This window comes from Candidatus Equadaptatus faecalis (assembly GCA_018065065.1).
GTDB classification, from domain to species: domain Bacteria; phylum Synergistota; class Synergistia; order Synergistales; family Synergistaceae; genus Equadaptatus; species Equadaptatus faecalis.
In genome coordinates, this window is the sequence record JAGHTZ010000003.1 from 15030 (window position 1) to 35970 (window position 20941).

At 45.9% G+C, this 20941-nt stretch carries 15 protein-coding genes; 6 read left to right on the forward strand and 9 right to left on the reverse strand.

The annotated features are described in order from the left end of the window. Positions 1-22 precede the first annotated feature (22 nt). The 8 genes from KBS54_00285 to KBS54_00320 all read right to left on the reverse strand — a co-directional run bounded on the left by KBS54_00285 (position 23) and on the right by KBS54_00320 (position 11137). Entirely contained in the window at positions 23-547 is a 525-nt protein-coding gene (locus KBS54_00285) for a hypothetical protein (GenBank protein MBQ0054573.1), read from the reverse strand. Positions 548-681: 134 nt separating this feature from the next. Beyond that, positions 682-1980: a cell division protein FtsZ gene (gene ftsZ / locus KBS54_00290; GenBank protein MBQ0054574.1), complete on the reverse strand. Its 1299-nt coding sequence runs from the start codon at positions 1978-1980 to the stop codon at positions 682-684. Between the two features lie 604 nt (positions 1981-2584). Continuing rightward, a complete protein-coding gene (locus KBS54_00295; GenBank protein ID MBQ0054575.1) occupies positions 2585-3094 on the reverse strand; it encodes a DUF721 domain-containing protein in 510 nt (169 codons plus the stop codon). Beyond that, a complete protein-coding gene (gene mnmG, locus KBS54_00300; GenBank protein MBQ0054576.1) occupies positions 3087-4970 on the reverse strand; it encodes a tRNA uridine-5-carboxymethylaminomethyl(34) synthesis enzyme MnmG in 1884 nt (627 codons plus the stop codon). The genes KBS54_00295 and mnmG overlap by 8 nt, the downstream gene beginning before the upstream one ends. Before the next feature lies 1 nt (position 4971). After that, positions 4972-6036 (reverse strand): DNA replication and repair protein RecF, encoded by a 1065-nt coding sequence (gene recF, locus KBS54_00305; GenBank protein MBQ0054577.1) that lies wholly within the window; start codon positions 6034-6036, stop codon positions 4972-4974. Next, positions 6037-7179 carry a DNA polymerase III subunit beta gene (gene dnaN, locus KBS54_00310; protein ID MBQ0054578.1) on the reverse strand — a complete coding sequence of 381 codons (1143 nt, stop codon included), beginning with the start codon at positions 7177-7179 and terminating at the stop codon, positions 6037-6039. Between the two features lie 204 nt (positions 7180-7383). After that, positions 7384-8709: a chromosomal replication initiator protein DnaA gene (dnaA, locus tag KBS54_00315; protein MBQ0054579.1), complete on the reverse strand. Its 1326-nt coding sequence runs from the start codon at positions 8707-8709 to the stop codon at positions 7384-7386. A 490-nt stretch (positions 8710-9199) separates the two neighbouring features. Beyond that, positions 9200-11137 (reverse strand): ATP-binding cassette domain-containing protein, encoded by a 1938-nt coding sequence (locus KBS54_00320; GenBank protein ID MBQ0054580.1) that lies wholly within the window; start codon positions 11135-11137, stop codon positions 9200-9202. A 208-nt stretch (positions 11138-11345) separates the two neighbouring features. On the opposite strand from KBS54_00320, the gene KBS54_00325 reads away from it, so the two are divergent. Both KBS54_00325 and KBS54_00330 read left to right on the forward strand, forming a co-directional pair. Then, complete coding sequence (locus tag KBS54_00325; GenBank protein ID MBQ0054581.1) at positions 11346-13493, forward strand: glutamine synthetase III; 2148 nt, start codon at positions 11346-11348, stop codon at positions 13491-13493. A gap of 10 nt (positions 13494-13503) precedes the next feature. Beyond that, positions 13504-14652 (forward strand): dihydroorotase, encoded by a 1149-nt coding sequence (locus tag KBS54_00330; protein ID MBQ0054582.1) that lies wholly within the window; start codon positions 13504-13506, stop codon positions 14650-14652. Positions 14653-14764: 112 nt separating this feature from the next. On the opposite strand, the gene KBS54_00335 is transcribed toward KBS54_00330, so the two are convergent. Then, positions 14765-15142, reverse strand: a complete 378-nt coding sequence (locus tag KBS54_00335) for a RidA family protein (protein ID MBQ0054583.1) — start codon at positions 15140-15142, stop codon at positions 14765-14767. A gap of 283 nt (positions 15143-15425) precedes the next feature. Here KBS54_00335 and carB point away from each other — a divergent pair, with 283 nt between their 5' ends. From carB to pyrF, 4 genes are all read left to right on the forward strand, one after another. After that, entirely contained in the window at positions 15426-18596 is a 3171-nt protein-coding gene (gene carB / locus KBS54_00340) for a carbamoyl-phosphate synthase large subunit (protein MBQ0054584.1), read from the forward strand. Between the two features lie 41 nt (positions 18597-18637). Continuing rightward, positions 18638-19375 carry a dihydroorotate dehydrogenase electron transfer subunit gene (locus tag KBS54_00345; protein MBQ0054585.1) on the forward strand — a complete coding sequence of 246 codons (738 nt, stop codon included), beginning with the start codon at positions 18638-18640 and terminating at the stop codon, positions 19373-19375. Then, the gene (locus tag KBS54_00350; GenBank protein MBQ0054586.1) at positions 19363-20274 is read left to right on the forward strand and encodes a dihydroorotate dehydrogenase; all 912 of its coding nucleotides are present in this window, start codon (positions 19363-19365) and stop codon (positions 20272-20274) included. Before KBS54_00345 ends, KBS54_00350 begins: the two co-directional genes overlap by 13 nt. Beyond that, the coding region (gene pyrF / locus KBS54_00355; GenBank protein MBQ0054587.1) for an orotidine-5'-phosphate decarboxylase at positions 20274-20941 on the forward strand (668 nt) is incomplete at its 3' end. The genes KBS54_00350 and pyrF, both read left to right, overlap by 1 nt.

Below are 20941 nucleotides of genomic sequence, written 5' to 3' on the forward strand. Positions count from 1 at the left end.
ATCTGTTGTTTTATTTTCTTTCCTATTCTTCTGTCCTGATGTCTTCGTAGAACTGTCCCATAAGCTTTTTCCAGTCAACGCCTTCGTCAAGCAGGTTGGCACAGGTTTCGTTCGGGTAGAACCATTTTCTGCCAAGTCCTATTACAACCTGCCACCAGTCGTGAACGTCGGGTATCAGCATTTTTCCCTCAGGTCCTATGCGACGCAGTTCGCTGTAAAGCAGCGCTGTCATCTGGCTTTCGTCAAGCGCAGCTGTCGTTTTTGCGTAGAATTCTATTTTGTAGAAATAAGAAACTCCGGCAAGCTGGTACATAAGCTCTGTCCATTTCTGCGGTATTCTTGTCGTATGCGCAAGGACAATATGATTTTTGCTGCCCGCGTTTTTGTGATTGAGTATAAAAAGAATTTTTTTCGGGTCTATGTGCTTCAGCTCGTCAAATTTGGCAATGAGCTGCTCCGCTAGCGGCAGTATCCTTTTGCTGACGATTTCGTAGTCGAATTCCGCTACGCCGCTTTCATTTTCTTCAAGCTCTCCGAGCTTTTCAATATCTTCTGTCTGGTACATTTCTTCTTCCTGCATTGTGCTTACCTCCGCCGGCATTTTTTCAAAACTTTGCCGCAATTTACGCAAAAAGGCTTTGCGGAAGCAAAGCCTCATTGTACACAATCAATGGCTGCTGTTTAAGACAGTTTCGGCGTTTCCGCTTTTTTGCGAATCCAGGTCGGCTTGTCGTAGAACGCTTCCTCTGGTTCCTCCGCCGCTGCGGGCTGAGCCTCATTTTTCCGCTCCACAGTTTCCTGTTTATCGTTATTTCTCAGCCACCCCGGAATGAAATATTCAGACTGAACCGCTTTGTTTTCCGCCGGCTGCGAAATCGCAGCAGGTGAATGATCGGAGTTGTTTTTCATAAACGTCTCGTTTCTTTTTTCCGTTTTTGGCGTGCTGTCCGGAGCTTTGTTGTAGATTCCGGTCGCAATAACAGTAACCTTTACGTACTCTTCTGCCTCAGGATTTTCCGCTGTACCCCAGACAAACAGCGTGTCGTCCGCTATATACTCCCTGAGACGCGAAGCCGCCTGCTGAAGCTCGTAAATTGTCAGGGTTCCCGCGCTTGTAATATTCATCAAAACCCCGGAGGCATTTGCCGGCGTCGTTTCCATTAAAGGACTTTCCATTGCCTGGCGCAGCGCTTCTTCAATCCTGTTTTCGCCGCAGGCGTACCCTGTGCCCATAACGGCGATGCCTGACTTTTCCATAACGGCTTTTACGTCGGCGAAATCCATATTAACCATGCCCGGGTGTGTTATAAGCTCCGTAACACCGATAACAGCCTGTCTGAGAACCTCGTCTGCTTTGGCAAAAGCTTCAGGTATTGTGGTGTCTGCATCGCTGTTTTCAAGCAGTTTTTCATTAGGGATAACGATGAGGGCATCAACTACGCTGCGCAGTTTTTCAATACCCTCAAGCGCAAGATTCATCTTTCTTGAGCCCTCAAAAGTAAACGGTTTGGTAACAACAGCAACAGTAAGAACTCCAAGGTTTTTGGCTGCTTCAGCAATAACAGGAATTGCTCCTGTTCCTGTACCTCCGCCCATACCTGCGGTAAGGTAGACCATATCGGCGCCGCGGATAAAGTCCATAATTTCACCGAGCGACATACGCGCCGCGTCTTCGCCGTTTTGAGGAATACACCCTGCACCGGTTCCTGATTTGCCAAGTATTATTTTGTTTTTGCAGGAAGCTTTTTCAAGGTTGCGGACGTCGGTATCAACAGCAAGACACCCAACTCCCCCCGAACCCGCGGCAATGATGTGATTTAAGGCGTTTCTGCCGCCCCCGCCGATACCTATAATTTTTATTTTGTCTTCAAGCAGGGGTTCCGGCGATGTTTGAACAAAAGTCAACTGGCTGTCATCTGAATGGATTGCATTGGATTGTTCGTTCTCTGAAAAATACAGTTCTTGTGCAGGCAAACCCACTGTAGACCGCTCCTCTGTCTATAAATTAGCATCTTAAAAACTACCCCTGTATTATAGCATCAGAGGGAAATTTTAGGGATGGTTTTGCAAAAAAATTTTTGAAAATTTTTCAAAAAAGGGATACGTGTAAAATTTTAGTCAATAAAAGTCTATAATATTATTCTCTTTTTATGCCAATTATTTCTCTTTTCATAAAAAAAGTGTCTGTAAATACTGTTTACTCCTGCTTTTACACGCTATTGTACTGCAACAGGATTTTTCAGCAGACTGTCTGTATGTTTTGAAGAATTGTGTTTTACAAAAAACAGCGTGTCTTGTCCTTCTCTTTTTTACCGTAAAGTCCTCACATAATTTTTGTTGTTTTATATACTTTTTACACAGTGTTTATCACACATTGCGGCTGTTTTTTAAACATTTTGTTGTGGATAACTTCACACCTGTTACACCTATAAACCTTTGCAATTACTGTATTCTTTATTTCTAAACATCTTAATCACAAACTTATATACAATTTTGCAGTGTTATTTTCTCCTTTTTGTGTCTGTTTCTGTATTGTTTTTTGACAGCAAAAAAGGAAGCTTTGCGCTTCCTTTTTTTGTCTTTTCTATGTATTTTTCTGCCTGCTCTTTTTTTCCGCTATAACCCGGACTCTTGCTATAACTTCTCTTAGTGTTTCTCCGGCTGCTGTTTCCCTCAGTTCTGCTTTCGCTTTTTCAACCTGTTCTTCAGCCGCAAGCAGTACTCCCTGTCTTTCAAATGCCCTGAGCGCAGGCTTCGCACTGCTGATTCGTTCAACCTTACCTGCCGCAAACTCTATTTTTTTTATCTTTATTCCAAGAAACCATTCTACCCTGCTTTTAAACAGCTTTTCTTTAAAACGCAGACTCTGCAGGAGTGCGGCGTTTCTGACGTGTACCGTAAGCACTGCGCTGCTGTCTTCAAAACTGCAGTTTCCCGGGGAAGTTTCACGTCCCAAAGCTTCTTCGCTTCCCTGAAACAATGACTGCCACTCCTTTTCGAGCTTTGTAAGCCTGCCGCATATTTCAAGCATTCCTGCAGTTTCAGGAGGCAGACATTTCTGCCATTCTGAGAGCGTTTTTATTCTCTCAGGCATCTTTTTTTGACCTTCTGGAAGCTTCTATGGCTATCCAAAGCAGCTGTATGTCAGCTGGAGAGACACCTGAAATCCTTGAGGCCTGCCCGAGAGTGGCAGGCTGTATTTTTTCAAGTTTCTGCAGCCCTTCCGCTGAAAGCCCTGTGACTTTTGACAGGTCAAAGTTTTGCGGGAAGCGCAGCTGTTCCATTTTGGAGAATTTTTCCACCTGACGCAGCTGCCTGTCAATGTAACCCTCATATTTGCAGGCAACAGATATTTTTTCTCCTGTTTCCGTATCAACACTGCTTTCCGACAGTTTTGCCACTGTTTCCCAGCATATTTCCGGTCTTCTTAACAGCTCAAATGCTGTTGTTCCTTCAGTAAGCGGGGCCGCTCCGTTTTCTGCAATCATGCCGTTTACTGTGTCAGATGCCGGAATTTTGACGTTTTGCAGCCTTTCGGTTTCTTCATCGCGTTTTTTGCGGCGCATATTAAGAATATTCCATTTTTCGTCAGGAAGAAGCCCTATTTTGTGTCCTATGTCCGACAGTCTGTCGTCCGCGTTGTCAAAACGCAGAAGAAGTCTGTATTCACAGCGGCTTGTAAGCATTCTGTAGGGTTCTTCGGTGCCTTTTGTTACAAGATCATCAATCAGGACACCGCAGTATGCCTGTTCGCGTCCAAGCACAAGCGGTTCTTCGCCGCGCAGGACAAGCGCAGCGTTTATACCGGCAATAAGCCCCTGCACGCCTGCCTCTTCATAGCCGGAAGTTCCATTGATCTGTCCTGCCGTGAACAGCTTTTTTATTTTCTTTGACTCAAGCCACGGATGCATCTGCAAAGGGTTTGAGTAGTCGTATTCTATCGCGTAGCCAGGTTTAAGAATGTGGGCATGCTCACAGCCTTTAATTGTGGCAACTGATTCAAACTGGGCTTCAAGGCACATTGAAGTAGAGAAATTTTGCATGTAAACTTCCATATTTGCCGGGGAAACAGGTTCAAGAAAGACAGGATGTGACTCTTTTTGCGGGAATTTTATCAGCTTGTCGTCTATTGAGGGGCAGTAGCGTGGCCCTTTTTTGCCGGCAAGTTCACCCGAAACAAGCGGTGACCTGTCAAAGTATTTTCTTATTATTCTGTGTGTTTCGACATTTGTCCGTGTAAGACCACAGAACATGCCGCTGTATGTCTTTTTTTCGCCGAAATGGGAAAATGCCTGCGGCTCTTCAAGACTTTCCTGTTTTTCAAGTATATCCCAGTCTATCGTGTCTATCTGCAGACGCGGTGTGGTATCCGTGCGCAGTCTTCCCATGTCAAGACCTGCGCTGCGCAGACTTCTTGAAAGTGCTGTACCTGCAACACTTCCCAAAGGTCCCGATTTGTGGTTTGTCAGTCCGATATGGATTTTTGAGCCGAGAGAGGTGCCTGTGCAAAGAATTACTGCTTTTGCTCTGAAAATCTGTCCTGTTGTTATTTTTACCCCCGCGGCGCTTCCTTTTTCAACCACAAGCTCTGTTACCTGAGCCTGGTGAACTTCAAGGTTTGGGCAAGAGTAAAGTGCTTTCAAGTAAAATTCCGTGTACTTTTTGGGGTCACATTGTGCCCTAAGGCTTCGTACTGCAGGGCCTTTTGAAGTGTTCAGCCAGCGCAGGTGCCTTGTCGAGAAATCTGCAGCTTCTGCCATTACACCGCCCAACGCATCTATTTCCCGTACTATGTGCCCCTTTGCAGGGCCTCCTATGCTTGGGTTGCATGGCATCATTGCTGTTGCGTCAAGGTACAGATTAAGCATCAGCGTTTTTGCGCCCATTTTTGCGGATGCAAGTGCCGCTTCACAGCCTGCGTGTCCCCCGCCTACTATTATTACGTCGTATTCTTCTCCGTTTATTTTCATTCTATTCCGATATTTTCTCCACTTTTCCTTTGTCAACCCTGTACACAGCGCCGCGGAAGTTTTCAGTAAACGGTTCCGCTGTTGCGGCAATCACCTGTTCTTTTCTGTCAAGCAGTGTTCCAAACATTATTTCTCTGCCTCCGGTGTCAAGTTCTGCTGTTACTTCATCAAGAAGCAGTGTTGGTCTTTTGCCAGTCTTTCTGAAAACCCCTTCGCTGGCTGCAAGCATTAATGCTATTGCCGTGCGGCGTCTGTACCCGCGGCTTAACGCTTCTGCGGTCGGCAGATTGTTGCTTTCTATAATAATATCATCTCTTTGCGGGCCGACAAGCGGTATTCTGTATCTTTGTTCTTTTTCGCGCAGCGCAGCCAAACTTTCAAAGAAAAAACTTTCTTCGTTTTCACTTTTTATTCCTCCTTTAGCAAAAGAGAGAGTTGTTCCCTCTGCTGCCAGGCCGCTTAGTCTCTCCATTTCTTCCGAGAGGAGAATTACAGCTTCTTTTCTCATTTTCCATATCCATTGGGCAAGCGGTTCCATTACCTTCTCAACAATTTCAGTATTTTCCCCTTTTTTTAGGAGAACCGCTTTCTGCCGTACAGCCCTTTTGTATTCGCTGTGTCTTTTGGCATATGCGGGTATCAGAAGAGCAAGGAGAAGGTCAAGAAGGCGTCTTCTTCTTGCAGCAGGTCCTTCCACAAGCTGTGTGTCATCAGGCATGAAACAGAGCACCGGCATTCTGAAGCGCAGTTCTGTAGAAGAAAGAGGTTTGTCGTTGTATCTTATACTGTTTCTTTCTCCAAGGCAGACTTGTATTATTTCGCCGTATTCATCATCTTTCTGCCCGGTAAGAATGATATTTTTTTCCCTGCTTTCCCTTGCTGCGAGATCTTTCGTCTTTGTTCCTCCTTCAAAAGGCCCCCAGCCGGAAAGCAGGCTTATCCCCTCCAGAAAATTGGTTTTCCCGGAACTGTTAAGTCCGGTGAGCAAATTCAGCCCACCGGACAGTTGTACTTCTTGCGGTTCTATGTTTCTGAAATTTATATACTTTACTCTTCTAAATCCCATTTATTCCTCTTTTTCTTCTTCCTCTTCTGTAGGGACGTTAATCGGCGCTACGAGACAGATAAAACTTTCCTCTCCGACTCTTTTTATAGTGAGATGTCCCTGGCTCCCGTTGAAAGAAAGACTTACTTCCTGATCCCGGAGCACTTTAAGCGCTTCCATAAAGAACTTTGTGTTGACGCCGAATTTCAGTTCTTCTCCTGTAACGCGGGCTGATATCTCCTCTTTTGCCTGACCGAAATCGGGAGCCTTGCCGCGCATTTTAAAACTCTCTCCTTCGCTGATATCAAGAATTACCATTCTGTTGTGATCTCTTACAACAATGTCTATACGTTCAAGTGCTGAAATCAGACTGCTTCTGTCTACAATTATGTTAGTTGTTCTTGTCTTCGGAAGTATTCTCTCATAAGCCGGGAAATGTGAGTCCACTCTCCTGACTGCAAACTCTATTCCTTTTGCAACAAAGAAGAACTGCGCTGCGTCGTAAAGGATGCTGACTTCTTCTTCAGGGTCAAAGAAAGAGAGAATTCTCTGTATTTCTTTTATTCCTTTCATTGGAAGAAGATAGTTGCCGTCTTCTCCTTTTTCAGGAACAACAGTGCTTGAAAGAGCAAGTCTTCTTGTATCTGTTGAGACAATACTGAGTACCCCTTCTTTCATTGAAAGGTTCGCAGAAGAAAGATAGAGAGGGAAATCTTCCGTTGTGGATGCCGCTATTGTTCCTTCTTCAAGCACCTTTGCGAGGTCTTTTGCAAGTATTTTGCAGAAAGTCTTTGCCTGTTCATGCGACGGAAGCTCCGGAAATTCCTTTACAGGAAAGGTTGAGAAATTATAGCGGCTTTTTCCTGCTTTTAAAACAGCTTTTCCGTCTGTTACTGTTATTGAAAATTCTTCTCCCGGCGCTTTTTTAAAAAGTTCAGAAACCATCTTAACAGGAAAAACAGCTGTTCCAGGCTCTTCAATAACAACACCGGCTGCCTCACAGCAGATAGAGGTTCTTACGTCTGTCGCTTGAAGAGTTATGCCTTTTTCATCTGCTTTTACAAGAACAGAGGACAAAACTCCCATAGTGTTTCCGCCTGCAGCGCTTCTTTCCGCAACAGACCAGCTTTGGATAAAATTCTTTTTGTTTACGTTAAGTTTCATTTTTCTTCCTCCTATTTTTTTATTTTATATTTAAAAATCAGTAGTAGCAGAAGCAGGGGTGAAAAAATTGTTAAAACAAAGTCCCTATACAGAGTACAACTGTTTTTCTTCCGTGGATTATTTTATTATTTTTTTCGAAATATATCCACAAGATAAACAAAAAAACAATAAAATTTATTTAAAATGTGGAAAAAAAGAAAAAAATCACAGCTTTTTTACAACGTTTTCCACAACCATTTTAACACGACTGTCTAATTTCAGCAGATCTTCTATTTTCTTGCAGGCGTAGAGAACAGTGGTGTGGTCTTTCTTATTGAAGCTGATGCCAATCTGCTGCAGACTTTCTTCTGTTTTCTCTCTGGCGATAAACATTGCAATTTGCCTTGCAAGGGAAAGTTCTGCCGTCCTTTTGTGTGAGAGAAGTTCTTCTACAGAAATACCAAAAGAATCTGCTGTAAGCTGTTGTATCTGGCTTATAGTTGCAGGACCGTGCGTTTTATTTCTGATAAGGTCTTTAAGCCAAAGATTTGCATTTTCTACAGAGAGAGGCTCATTGTTGAATTCGGAAATAGAGCAGACTCTGTTGAGAGCACCCTCCAGTTCTCTTATGTTGCTTGGAATACTTTCCGCTATAAACCTGATAACATCTTCGGATATTTCAAGACCTTTTCTTTCCGCTTTGTTTTGAAGTATAGAAACACGGGTTTCAAAGTCAGGAGTCTGTATGTCCGTTACAAGACCGGAAGAGAAACGGCTGACAAGTCTGTCTTCAAGACCAGTTTCCTTTGGGGGTCTGTCAGAGCTCAGTATAATCTGTTTCTTTGCGATATGTAGCGCATTGAATGTGTTGAAAAATTCTTCCTGCGTTGATTCTTTCCCGCTTATAAACTGGATGTCATCTATCATAAGCACGTCAAGTTCCCTGTAGCGCTGGCGAAAACTCTCTGTGCTGTTTGTTCTGATAGAATGTATAAGGTCGTTGGTAAAAGTGTCCGCACTTACATACAGAACTTTTTTTGAGGGGGTTTTCTCAAGAACAAAATGTCCGATGGCCTGCATAAGATGTGTTTTGCCAAGACCAACCTTCCCCCAAATAAAAAGAGGATTGTATGCAACTCCTGGTTGTTCCGCAACAGCAAGACACGCAGCATGCGGAAGCCTGTTTGATTTCCCCACTATAAACGTGTCGAAAACGTAGTCCCTGTTCAGACCGGTGCCTTCCAGTGGTGATTTAACAGAAGGCTCTGCCGAACGCATCTCACGGGCAGACTCTTTTTTCTCTGAGGCAAGCGACAAAACAATGTCTTTGCCGAAGCCGGTATCTTTAATAAGCATGCGCATGTCGTCAAGATATCTTGAAGAAACAGCTTCGCAACAGAACTGTGTGGGAGCTTCAAGCGCAAGAATGCCGTTGTCAAGAGACGTGGGCATACAAGAATCCAAATAGGTTTTAACCGCGTTATCCACAGAAATTTTGCTTACGCAGTATGCTTTAAATTCGTTCCATATAATATCAACCTGACTGTTCATTGAAACCACCACTTAAAGAATAGTAAAATCGCTCTGTGTTTTCATATTATCATAAAAAAAAGCAAAAAAAGAGTGTAGAAAATGTAAAAGTTATCCACATATACACAAACCATAAGTGGAAAAAAAAACAACAAAGAAAACAGCAAAAAATACTGCCCAAAAAAAATAAACAAAGTGAATAAAAAGAAAAAAAACACACAAACACAGTAATTACAATATATTTCCAAGTGTGTAAAAAAATGTTTGCAACTTGTAATTAAAAAAGAAATTATTTTTAAGAGCAGAAAAAAACGGAAAAAAATTAAAAAGTTTTCCACCAAAAAAAATTACCCCAAAAAAGAATTTTGCAGTAATATAAACAAGTTATTCACTTTTTTGTGGAAAAAACCGGTGAGTAATGTTACTTTTTTATCACTATTTACTAAAAAATAAACAGAAATAAATTTAACGCCACGGAGATTGTTTTTTCAGCTTTGTATGTTAAGCAGGGTTATTTTATGCTGTCAATCTTCCCTGATATTTCTTCCAGAGAAGCGTAATTTTTTTCCAGCAGTTGTTCGAGTTTTTTAAACTCAATTATTGTTTGCGAAACTAAAGTTGAATTTTTTAGAAATTCCGAGTCGCACAGTTTTTCAGAGAGATTGTTTTTCTCGGCTTCCTGCTGTGTTATTTCTTTTTCAAGTTTCTCCTGCTCTTCCAAATATTTCTTTCTGCTTCGGAAAAGCCTGTTCCTTTCTTCAGCCTCTGCCCGTTTTTGTTCTTTGGTTTTAGACGGTTCCGGCTGTTTTGTCTGTCCTGAAATTTCTTTTCCTTCCTCTTCAAGTTTTGCGCGTCGTTCTATAAAGTACGAATAATTTCCTTTGTAGTCATAAAGCCTTCCGTTTCTGATTTCCAAAACGCGCGAAACAAGGTTATCCAAAAACGCGCGGTCGTGGGAAACAATAAGGATAGTACCGCCATATGAAAGAAGCGCCTTTTGGAACAATTCTTTTGTGCTGTAGTCAAGATGGTTGGTAGGCTCATCCAAAATCAGAAGGTTGGAAGGGGAAAGAAGCATTTTAAGAAGTCCTATTCTCGACTTTTCTCCCCCTGACAAGACGGAAATCTTCTTATATATATCATTTCCCGAGAAGAGAAAAGCACCGAGCAGACTGCGTCTGGCAGGAGCTTCCATAGTTGAACCCGTTGCCGAAATTTCTTCCCATACCGTTTTGTTGTAATCAAGATTCTGCGAGGACTCCTGGGAGAAATATTTCCTTTTAACGTTTGTTCCGAATGAAACTTCACCGGACGCAGGCTCCTCTGTTTTGTTAAGAAGCCGCAGCAGGGTAGATTTTCCTGCACCGTTTACACCTACCAGCGCAACCCTCTCTCCCCGCTGGACAGAAAAATCCACATTGTCAAAAACCAGATTATCACCATACTGCTTTTTCAGTGACGTGGCGGAAACAACATCAAGTCCGCTTCTCGGCGCATCGGGAAATTTAAACGAAACTGTTTTATGAGCAGCTTCAACGTCGGTTATTTCAAGCTTTTCAAGCTGTTTTATCCTGCTTTGAACCTGTGCGGCTTTGGTTGCTTTATAGCGGAAACGCTCTATGAAATGCTGCATTTCCTCAATTTTTTCCTTCTGCTGCTCGCGTTCTGCCTCAAGTCTTGCGCGCCGTGCTTCGCGTTCGGAAAGGTATTTGTCGTAACCCATGGAATAGGTTGTGATTTTTCCAAAAGACAGTTCTGCAACAGATGTAACCATGTTTTCAAGAAATCTTTTGTCGTGGGAAACGGCTATCATTGTACCGCGGAAATCTCTAAGCCAGCCTTCCAGCCATTCCATACTTTCCGTATCCAGATGGTTGGTAGGTTCGTCGAGAAGCAGCAGGTCAGGCTCTGACAAAAGCAGAGCTGCAAGTGCAATACGCATTTTCCAGCCGCCTGAAAATTCAGACGTTCTTCTTTTTATGTCGTGTTCGGGGCGGAAACCGAGACCTTTGAGCACCTTTACTGCTTCTGTTTCAAATTTATACCCTCCGCGTGCGTCAAATTCGCGCTGCAGCTTTTCGTAAACCGCAAGCCTGCCGCACAGTTCAGGAGAGTTTTCTTCCAGCTCCGCAAGTTCTGCTTCAGCCTCCCCCAGTTTTTTCCTGATTTCGTCAAGTCCTGCGCTTGTATATAAGAAGGAAAGCAGCGGAGCATCATCAATCTCGACCAGATCCTGCGGCAGATAACCTGTTCTGGCTGCTTTTCCCGAAAAAACAACAGATCCGTCGTCATATTCCTGAAGACCTGCAAGTACACGCAGCATGGTAGTTTTTCCTACCCCGTTGCCGCCGACAAGCCCTACCCTGCTTTTGGGGGCAATAAACCAGTCGGTGCCGTTAAGCACAACCTGCTCTCCAAAATTGATTTTGAGACCGCGAATTGTAATCATGTATTTTTCCTCCCGGCTATTATAACAAAGAAATTTCCGGAATAAGCAGTAAATTTTTTGTAAAACAGATAAAAAATTATGCTTAATTTAACAAAAAACACCAAATAAGCAGAAAAATTATAAAAATAAGCAGCAAAAACACTTGAAATTTATGCTTAATAATGTATAATACAGTAGCAACGGAATAAAACTTTTTGGAGGTGCTGCAATGTCAGAACAAAAAAAATACCCGAACATGCGGGAAATTTTTGCTTCGTTGGTTTTTGACCGCAGAGAAATGAAACATCGGCTTCCGCAGGACGTTTATGAAAATCTTATAGGCGCGATGGAAGGCAGACAGAAAATAGATTCCGGAATTGCCGACACAGTTGCTCTTGCAATGAAAGACTGGGCTGTAAGCAACGGAGCAAGCCACTGGGCACACTGGTTCCACCCTCTTCATGAGCACACGGCTGAAAAACACACCGCATTTCTTACAGCCGACGCAGAAGGGGCGCCAATAGAGCTTTTCAGAGGAAAAGATCTTATGCAGAGTGAACCCGACGCCTCCTCCTTCCCCTCGGGCGGAACAAGAAGCACCTTTGAAGCAAGAGGATATTCCGCATGGGATCCGACATCTCCGGCATTCATCATCAAAAGCCCAAAAGGCGGAACCCTGTGTATTCCCTCTGTTTTTATCGCTTACGACGGTTCCCCGCTTGATTTGAAGACGTACCTTCTCCGTTCGCTTGACGCTGTCGAAAGCAGGGCGCTGAAGCTGCTTAAGCTTTTCGGAAACAGGGGAGTGCGCTACGTCAGGGCAACGCTCGGCGGAGAGCAGGAATTCTTCCTGCTTGACAGACCTCGTGCGCAGAAACGCCCAGACCTGCGTTTCTGCGGAAGAACCCTGATAGGTTCAAAGCCGCCGCGTGACCAGAAAATGGAAGACCATTATTTCGGAACAATTCCGCCAAAGGTACTTGCTTATATGGAAGACGTACAGCGCGATCTGGCGCGTCTCGGGGTGGACCTTGCAACGCGCCACAATGAGGCTGCGCGCTGCCAGTTTGAATTTGCCCCGAATTTCTCAGAGGCAAATCTTGCCTGTGACCAGAACCAGATAATTATGGAAACGATGCGCAAGCTTGCGAGTCAGCATGATTTGCGGCTTCTTTTCCACGAAAAACCTTTTGACTGCTTGAACGGCAGCGGAAAACACACAAATTTCTCTCTTGAAGACAGTGAAGGCCGCAACCTTCTGAAACCGTCGACAAACCACAGAAAGAATGTGATTTTTCTCTCGTTCCTGACTTCGTTTGTCTTTGGTGCTTCAGAATACAGCGGACTTCTTCAGGCATCGGTTTCAACGCCGGGCAACCTTTACAGGCTTGGCGGACAGGAAGCACCCCCTTTTATAATGAGCGTCTATCTTGGCGACACCATAGACAGAATGCTTACTGCCGTTGAAAAAGCAGCAGGCAGGGACGAAGATATGCCCGAGAAGAGCACGCTTGACCTCGGTCTTGACAAACTGCCTACGATAATCGCATACGACAGCGACAGAAACAGGACAAGCCCGATTGCTTTTACAGGAAACAAATTTGAATTCCGCGCTCCCGGAGCGTCGCAGGCCATGGCAATTCCGGCAACCTTCATATTTGCAATATGGGCTGCGGGTCTGGAAAAATTCAACGAAAAATTCAGCGCGCGCCTTAAAAAAGGCGCAGACGTACTTGACGCTGCTCTTGCAACAATCCGCGAAGTTTCAAAAGCAAGCCGCAAAATCCGTTTTGAAGGCGACAGCTATTCGGAAGAATGGCGCAGGGAAGCAGAAAAACGCGGCATAGTCAAGGCTGAAACGATACCGGAAGGCATTGATCTCTTCCTTGAACCAAAATCCGTTGAAATGCTGTCAAAACTCGGTGTTTTCACTCCGCGCGAAATGGAAGCATTCCACACAATCCGGCTTGAAGCCTTTGTCAACAGCATAGAAATTGAAATTTCCCTGCTTCGTGACATGATGTTTGAAGGTTTCCTGCCGAGTATATCAAAGCAGCTGAAGCTTGAAAACGAATCGATTGCTTCGGTCAAGGACATGCGCATACCGCACATAGACGCGTGGAAAAAACACATAGAGCTGTTGGCAAAGAGCAAGGCGGAAATAATAGTAAAAACCAAAGAACTCGAACTGCTGAAAGAGAAAATGGCAGAACTTGAACCCAGGGAACATGCAGAAGCCATAATTGTTAAAGCTCTTCCGCTTATGAAGAAAATAAGAGAACTGTGTGACGAGGCCGAAGGCTATATTTCAAAAGAAAACCTTGCCTACCCGAAGTACCGCGCTCTTATGTCACTCAGCACGCAGCTCAGCGAATAGGAGAGAAAGTATGGTTTTAGGCAGAAAAAAAACTGAAGCAGCGCGTTTTCCGCGCGGGGTTCAGCTTCCGGCATTCTGCGACGTACACGTGCATTTCAGGGAACCGGGCTTTTCCTACAAGGAAACGATAAAAACAGGCTGCCTTGCTGCCGCACACGGAGGTTACTCTGCTGTCTGCGCGATGCCTAATCTGAATCCTGTTCCCGACACCCCTGAAAATCTTGAAAAAGAGCTCGAAATAATACGCCGCGACGCATGTATTAACGTTTACCCCTACGGTGCGGTTACAGAAGGACAACGCGGGGAAAAGCTTGCGCAAATGGATTTAATTGCACACAATGTAATTGCTTTTTCTGATGACGGACACGGTGTTCAGAGTGAAGCGTTAATGAGAGATGCCATGCTTGCGGCAAAGAAACTCGGCAAACTTATTGTCGCTCACTGCGAGGTTAATTCGCTGCTCAACGGCGGTTACATACACGACGGGGTGTATGCTGCCGCGCACGGTCACAGAGGTATTTGCAGCGAAAGCGAATGGAAACAAATTGCGCGCGATTTAATGCTTGCAAAAGAAACAGGCTGCGGCTATCACGTGTGCCACATATCAACCAAAGAAAGCGTTGAACTGATACGCAGAGCAAAAGCGGAAGGAGTAAACGTAACCTGTGAAACGGCTCCGCACTATCTTCTGCTTGACGAAAATGACCTTTGCGAGGACGGACGTTTTAAGATGAACCCCCCTCTGCGGGCAAAAGAAGACAGAGAGGCCCTGCTGGAAGGTATACAGGACAGAACCATAGACATGATTGCAACCGACCATGCGCCGCACAGCGCGGAAGAAAAATCGCGCGGACTTGAAAAAAGCGCAATGGGAATTACAGGACTTGAAACAGCGTTCCCGCTTCTCTACACAGATCTTGTAAAAAACGGGATAATAACGCTTAAACGGCTTGTCAATCTTCTTGCCGTATGGCCGAGAGAACGCTTCGGAATACCGCAGACGAAAGATTACTGCATTTGGGATTTGGACGAAGAATACGAAATAAACCCGTCGGAATTTCTTTCAATGGGCAGGGCAACCCCGTTTGAAGGCAGAAAGGTATTCGGACGCTGCCTGAAAACGGTTCACAACGGCAAAACGGTTTACGAATACAAATAGAACTGAACAGAAAACGGGGGAAATATTTTCACCCCGTTTTCTTTTGCCTGAATATTCGTTATTCGCCGCTTGCTGCCGGCTGTACGCTGTATGCGTTGGAAGCATACAGTGTTTACTTTGCTGCTACAACCTCTATTTCAACCTTTATATCCCTGGGAAGCCTTGCTGCTTCAACGCATGAGCGTGCCGGTTTTGTTTCTCCGAGGTATTGTGCGTACACCTCGTTGACGGCGGCAAAATCGTTCATGTCTTTGACAAAAACAGTCGCTTTTACAACATCTTCCATTGAGTATCCCGCCGCTTCAACGACAGCTTTAACGTTTTCAAGCGATTGTTTTGTCTGTTCTCTGATATCTTCGGACGGAACCTGACCGGAAGCAGGCACAAACGGTGCCTGTCCTGACACGTAAAGGGTTCCGTTGACTTCTACCGCCTGTGAATAAGGACCTATTGCTTCGGGAGCTTTGTCTGTGTGGATTATTCTTTTCATATCGCAAGCCTTCTTTGATTGAGATTTCTGGAACTGTGTAAATTATACCATTGCCGGAGGCAAAATTTCTGTTGACACAATACGTACAGAATATATACTTGATATGTACGAATTGGATATGGTTATGTCTTTAAGGCGATCCATGAGAGGTCGGCAAGAGCAGTGCAACGGTGCGGCATTCTGCCGCGGGTTGGTCTTGCCGCGCGGGCAGGACTTTTTTTATGCACAAAGACCGCGTAAAACAGAACGCCTGAAAAGCTTTTTGTGAAGGGAAGATTGACAGATGAAAAGAACGGATATCAAAAAAGTGCTGATTATAGGCTCAGGGCCTATAGTTATAGGTCAGGCGGCGGAATTTGATTATGCCGGAACTCAGGCATGTCTTGCGCTGAAAGAGGAGGGTTACAAGGTCATTCTTGCAAACTCAAATCCGGCGACAATAATGACAGACACGAGTATCGCCGATAAAGTCTATATGGAGCCGCTTACGGTGGATTACATAGCGAAAATACTTCGCATGGAGCGTCCGGACGCAATAGTTCCAGGCATTGGCGGACAGACAGGACTTAATCTCGCAATGCAGCTTGAAAAAGCCGGAGTTCTCAAGGAATGCGGCGTTGAACTGCTGGGAACAAGCAGCGAAAGTATTGAACGCGCGGAAGACCGCGAGCTTTTCAAGGAAATGTGCCAGTCAATAGGAGAACCTGTCATTCCTTCGGAAATTACCTACGACCTCGAACATGCAAAAGAAGCGGCGAAAAAAATAGGCTATCCCGTAGTTCTGCGCCCTGCCTTTACTCTCGGTGGAACGGGCGGCGGTTTTGCAAACAACGAGGAAGAACTGACAGCGATAGGCATAAATGCTTTCAAACTTTCGCCGGTGCATCAGGTGCTGGTTGAAAAAAGCGTCAAAGGTTATAAGGAAATTGAATTTGAAGTTATGCGCGACTCAGCAGACCACGCCATTACGATATGCGGCATGGAAAACGTTGACCCCGTAGGCGTTCATACGGGAGATTCAATAGTTGTGGCGCCGATTCTTTCGCTGAGCGGCGCAGACATGAAAATGCTGAACGACAGCGCGATTAAAATTATCAGGGAGCTGAAAATAGAAGGCGGCTGCAACGTACAGTTTGCCCTTGACCCGAATTCGAGCAGATACTATCTGATAGAAGTCAACCCGCGCGTTTCCCGTTCTTCGGCGCTTGCCAGCAAAGCAAGCGGCTATCCGATAGCGCGTGTCACGGCAAAAATAGCTGTAGGCATGCTGCTTGAAGAAATCCCTGTTGCAGGCGGAACAGCCGCAATAGAGCCCAGTCTTGACTACGTTATCACTAAATTCCCGCGTTTCCCGTTTGACAAATTCGCTGATGCCGACAACACGCTCGGAACACAGATGAAAGCCACGGGCGAAGTTATGGGCATCGGGGCGAATTTTGAAGAAAGCTTCCTGAAAGCGATACGGTCGCTTGAAATAGGGGTAAAGCATGTCTATAAAGCAAAATTTGACAATATGACCACGGAAGAGCTGCTTGATTATCTGAGCGTTTTCCGCGATGACAGTGTTTTTGCCATCACGGAAGCTCTTTACCGTGGTGTTTCGGTCGAAAAACTGCACGAAATAACCGCAATAACGGAGCTTTTCCTTGAAGGGCTGCAGAGAATTATCAGCATGGAAAATGTACTGAAAGAAAATCCTGGCAGCCTTGAACTGCTGAAAGCGGCAAAAAAGCTTGGCTTCTCCGACTTCTTTATAGCGCGCCAGTGGAACGTTACTGAAAAAGAGGTTGCGGAAAAACGTTATGCGAACGGCATAACACCTGTTTTCAAAATGGTTGACACGCTGCACACAGGGAAATATATCCCCTATCTTTACTCTTCCTATAGCGGCGAAAACGAATCGCGGCTGACGGGCAAAAAGAAAATTGTAGTGCTGGGAGCAGGCCCCATACGCATAGGACAGGGCGTTGAATTTGACTACTCCACGGTTCATGCCGTCCAGACAATAAAAAACCTTGGCTACGAAGCAATCATAATCAATAACAATCCCGAGACGGTTTCAACAGACTACACGACAGCAGACAAGCTCTATTTTGAACCTCTGGTTCCCGAGGACGTAATGTCGATTATCAACTTTGAGAAACCTGAAGGGGTTATCGCCTCTCTCGGAGGACAGACGGCAATCAACCTTGCGCAGCCGCTTGCCGATCTCGGTGTAAAAATCATAGGAACAGGCTGTGAAGCAATCGACCGGGCAGAAAACAGGGACAGCTTTGAAAAACTGCTGCTTGAACTTGATATTCCGCAGCCTAAAGGCAAAGCCGTAACAAATATTCAGGACGGGGTGAACGCTGCGGCGGAAATCGGTTATCCCGTGCTTGTACGCCCGAGCTTTGTTCTCGGAGGCAGGGCAATGCAGATTGTTGCGGACGAAGAACAGCTGCGCCGTTACCTGAAAAATGCGGTTGAAATTGACGAAGACAAACCGGTGCTGGTTGACAAGTATATTTACGGCAAAGAGGTCGAAATTGACGCTATCTGCGACGGAAGAAACGTATTTGTCCCGGGAATAATGGAGCTTGTAGAACGCACCGGCGTCCACTCAGGCGACTCCATCAGCGTCTATCCGGCGTTCAGCATCTCTGACAAGGTCAAGGGAACGATACTCCGCTACGCGAAAAAACTCGGTCTTGGCATTGGAATAGTGGGGCTTTACAACATACAGTTTATAGTCGACAAAGATGAAAACGTCTACATAATAGAAGTAAATCCGCGCTCGTCGCGCACAGTGCCGTTCCTTTCAAAAGCTACGGGCTGTCCGCTCGCTGACATCGCCACAAAAGCGATTTTGGGCGTCAGTCTGAAAGAACAGGGAATATTCGACATCTATCCTGACGAGAAAAAACGCTGCTACGTCAAGGTTCCCGTGTTTTCCTTCAACAAACTCAAAGGTCTTGACGCCTATCTCTCGCCCGAAATGAAATCAACGGGCGAAGCCATAGGCTACGACGACAAACTCAACCGCGCGTTTTACAAGGCACTGCAGGCGTCAGGAATGCTGCTTGCAAATTACGGCACGGTTTTTGTAACCGTTGCCGACGAAGACAAACCGGAAATTCTTCCGCTGATGCGCCGCTTCTACAGACTCGGCTTCAACATAGCCGCGACAAAAGGCACTGCGGCATTCCTTAAGGATAACGGAATAAAGACCCACGTCCTGAGAAAAATCAGCGAAGGCAGCGAAGAAATTCTTGACGCGATCAGAACCGGAAAAATTGCCTATGTTATTAACACTAAACAGGTGGGCGCGTCCGAACAGGAAACGGACGGGCACATGATACGCAGCAGCGCTACGGAAAACAACGTAACAATCTTTACGGCGCTTGACACAGTCAGGATAGTGCTTGACGTGCTTGAAGAAACCACGCTCAACGTATCTCCGATAAACGCGTAGCGAAGCGAACGCTATCCTAATTCATTAAGAAAGGAAAATACATGAAACAGGACATCTTTACCGTAACGGAAAACGTGAAAATTGCCCCGTCCGTGTACAAAATGCGGCTGGAAAGCGGCGTGCCGGCAATTACAAAACCGGGGCAGTTCATAAACATCAAGCTTGACGGCTTTTATCTGCGCCGCCCTATCTCCGTCTATGACCTTGACGAAAAAGGCGTAACAATTATTTACAAAGTTGTCGGCAAAGGCACGGAATACATGGCTGCGCTTGGAAAAGGGACACGGCTTGACATTCTGACAGGGCTTGGCAACGGCTACGACGTTTCCTGTGCGGGAGACGCGCCGCTGCTGCTCGGAGGAGGACTTGGAGTGCCCCCAATGTACCTGCTTGCCAAAACGCTGCTTGCAGAAGGCAGAACGGTAACGGCAGTTCTCGGCTTCAACAAAAAAGAGGAAATTTTCTGCGCGGACGAATTTGAAAAGCTCGGCGCCAAAGTAATTGTAACGACGGCAGACGGTTCCTACGGCGTAAAAGGCCTTGTAACGGACGCGATGAAAGAACTTTCGTACACACACGTCTTCTGCTGCGGCCCCGAGCCAATGCTTCGCGCTGTGTACAAAAAATGCAAAACCTCGGGGCAGTTCAGCTTTGAAGAGCGCATGGGCTGCGGTTTTGGGGCATGCATGGGCTGTTCGTGCAAGACAATAACGGGCAGCAAAAGAATATGCAAGGATGGGCCTGTCCTGTTCAGGGAGGAAATTCTATGGGACGCTTAACCACAAGCCTCTGCGGCATTGAACTTGACAACCCTGTAATACCGGCCAGCGGCACCTTCGGCTACGGCTGCGAATTTGCAGAGCTGTACGACATAAATATTCTCGGCACCTTTTCTTTCAAGGGAACAACGCGGGAACCGCGCTACGGCAACACTCCGCCGAGAATAGCCGAAACGCCGTCGGGAATGCTCAACGCCGTTGGGCTGCAAAACCCCGGCGTTGAAAAAGTAATCTCCGAAGAACTGCCCGCTCTGAAAAAAATTTTCCACAAGCCTGTAATGGCAAACGTCAGCGGATTTTCTCCTGAAGAATACGCGTACGTATGCGGACGGCTTGACGCGGAACCGCAAATCGGCTGGCTTGAAGTCAACATAAGCTGCCCCAACGTTCACGGAGGGGCAATGGCATTCGGAACAGACCCAAAATCGGCTGCGGAAGTGACAAAAGCGGTCAAAAAAGTTACAAAAAAACCTGTAATAATCAAACTTACGCCGAACGTAACGGACATAGTTTCCGTTGCAAAAGCCGTTGAAGACGCGGGAGCTGACGGAATAAGCCTTATAAACACGCTGCTCGGCATGAGAATAAACCTGAACAGCAAAAAACCGCTGCTTGCAAACACAACGGGAGGACTTTCAGGCCCCGCCGTGTTCCCTGTCGCTTTAAGAATGGTTTATCAGGCGGCAAAAGCTGTAAAAATTCCCGTAGTCGGTCTCGGAGGAATATCAACTGCGGAAGACGTAATAGAAATGATGCTTGCCGGCGCCTGTGCCGTGCAGATTGGCGCGGCAAATCTTACAGACCCGTTTGTCTGCCCGAAAATCATAGAACAGCTTCCGGAGACAATGGACAAATACGGAATAAAAAATCTTAAAGACATTATCGGAGGTGCCCTGTAATGGAAAGAGACGTTATCGTAGCGTGCGATTTTTCAAGTGCTGAACAGCTGTACGGCTTCCTTGACAAATTTACGGACAGAAAACCGTTTGTAAAAATAGGCATGGAGCTTTTTTACGCGGAAGGTCCTCGGATTGTGCACGAAACAAAGGCGCGCGGACACAAAATATTCCTTGACCTGAAACTGCACGACATACCGAACACAGTGAAAAAAACAATGGCGGTGGTTTCGCGGCTTGACATTGACATCTGCAACCTTCACGCAGCAGGTGCAACAGACATGATGAAAGGCGCTATTGAAGGGCTCACGAGGGAAGACGGCAGCCGTCCGCTTCTCGTAGCTGTTACACAGCTCACAAGCACCGACCAGGAAACGCTGGAACGCGACCTGCTCATAAAAAAACCGATTGACGAAGTTGTAATGCACTATGCCCTGACAGCCAAAAACGCGGGACTTGACGGAGTTGTCTGCTCACCGCTGGAAGCTGCCAAGGTTCACGAAACCTGCGGCAAAAACTTCCTTACGGTAACGCCCGGCGTTCGCTTTGCAGACGGAGACAAGGGCGACCAAAAACGCGTAATGACGCCGGAACAGGCGAAACTCGCAGGTTCTGATTTCATAGTCGTGGGCAGACCGATAACGGCCGCGCAGAATCCTGTCGCGGCGTA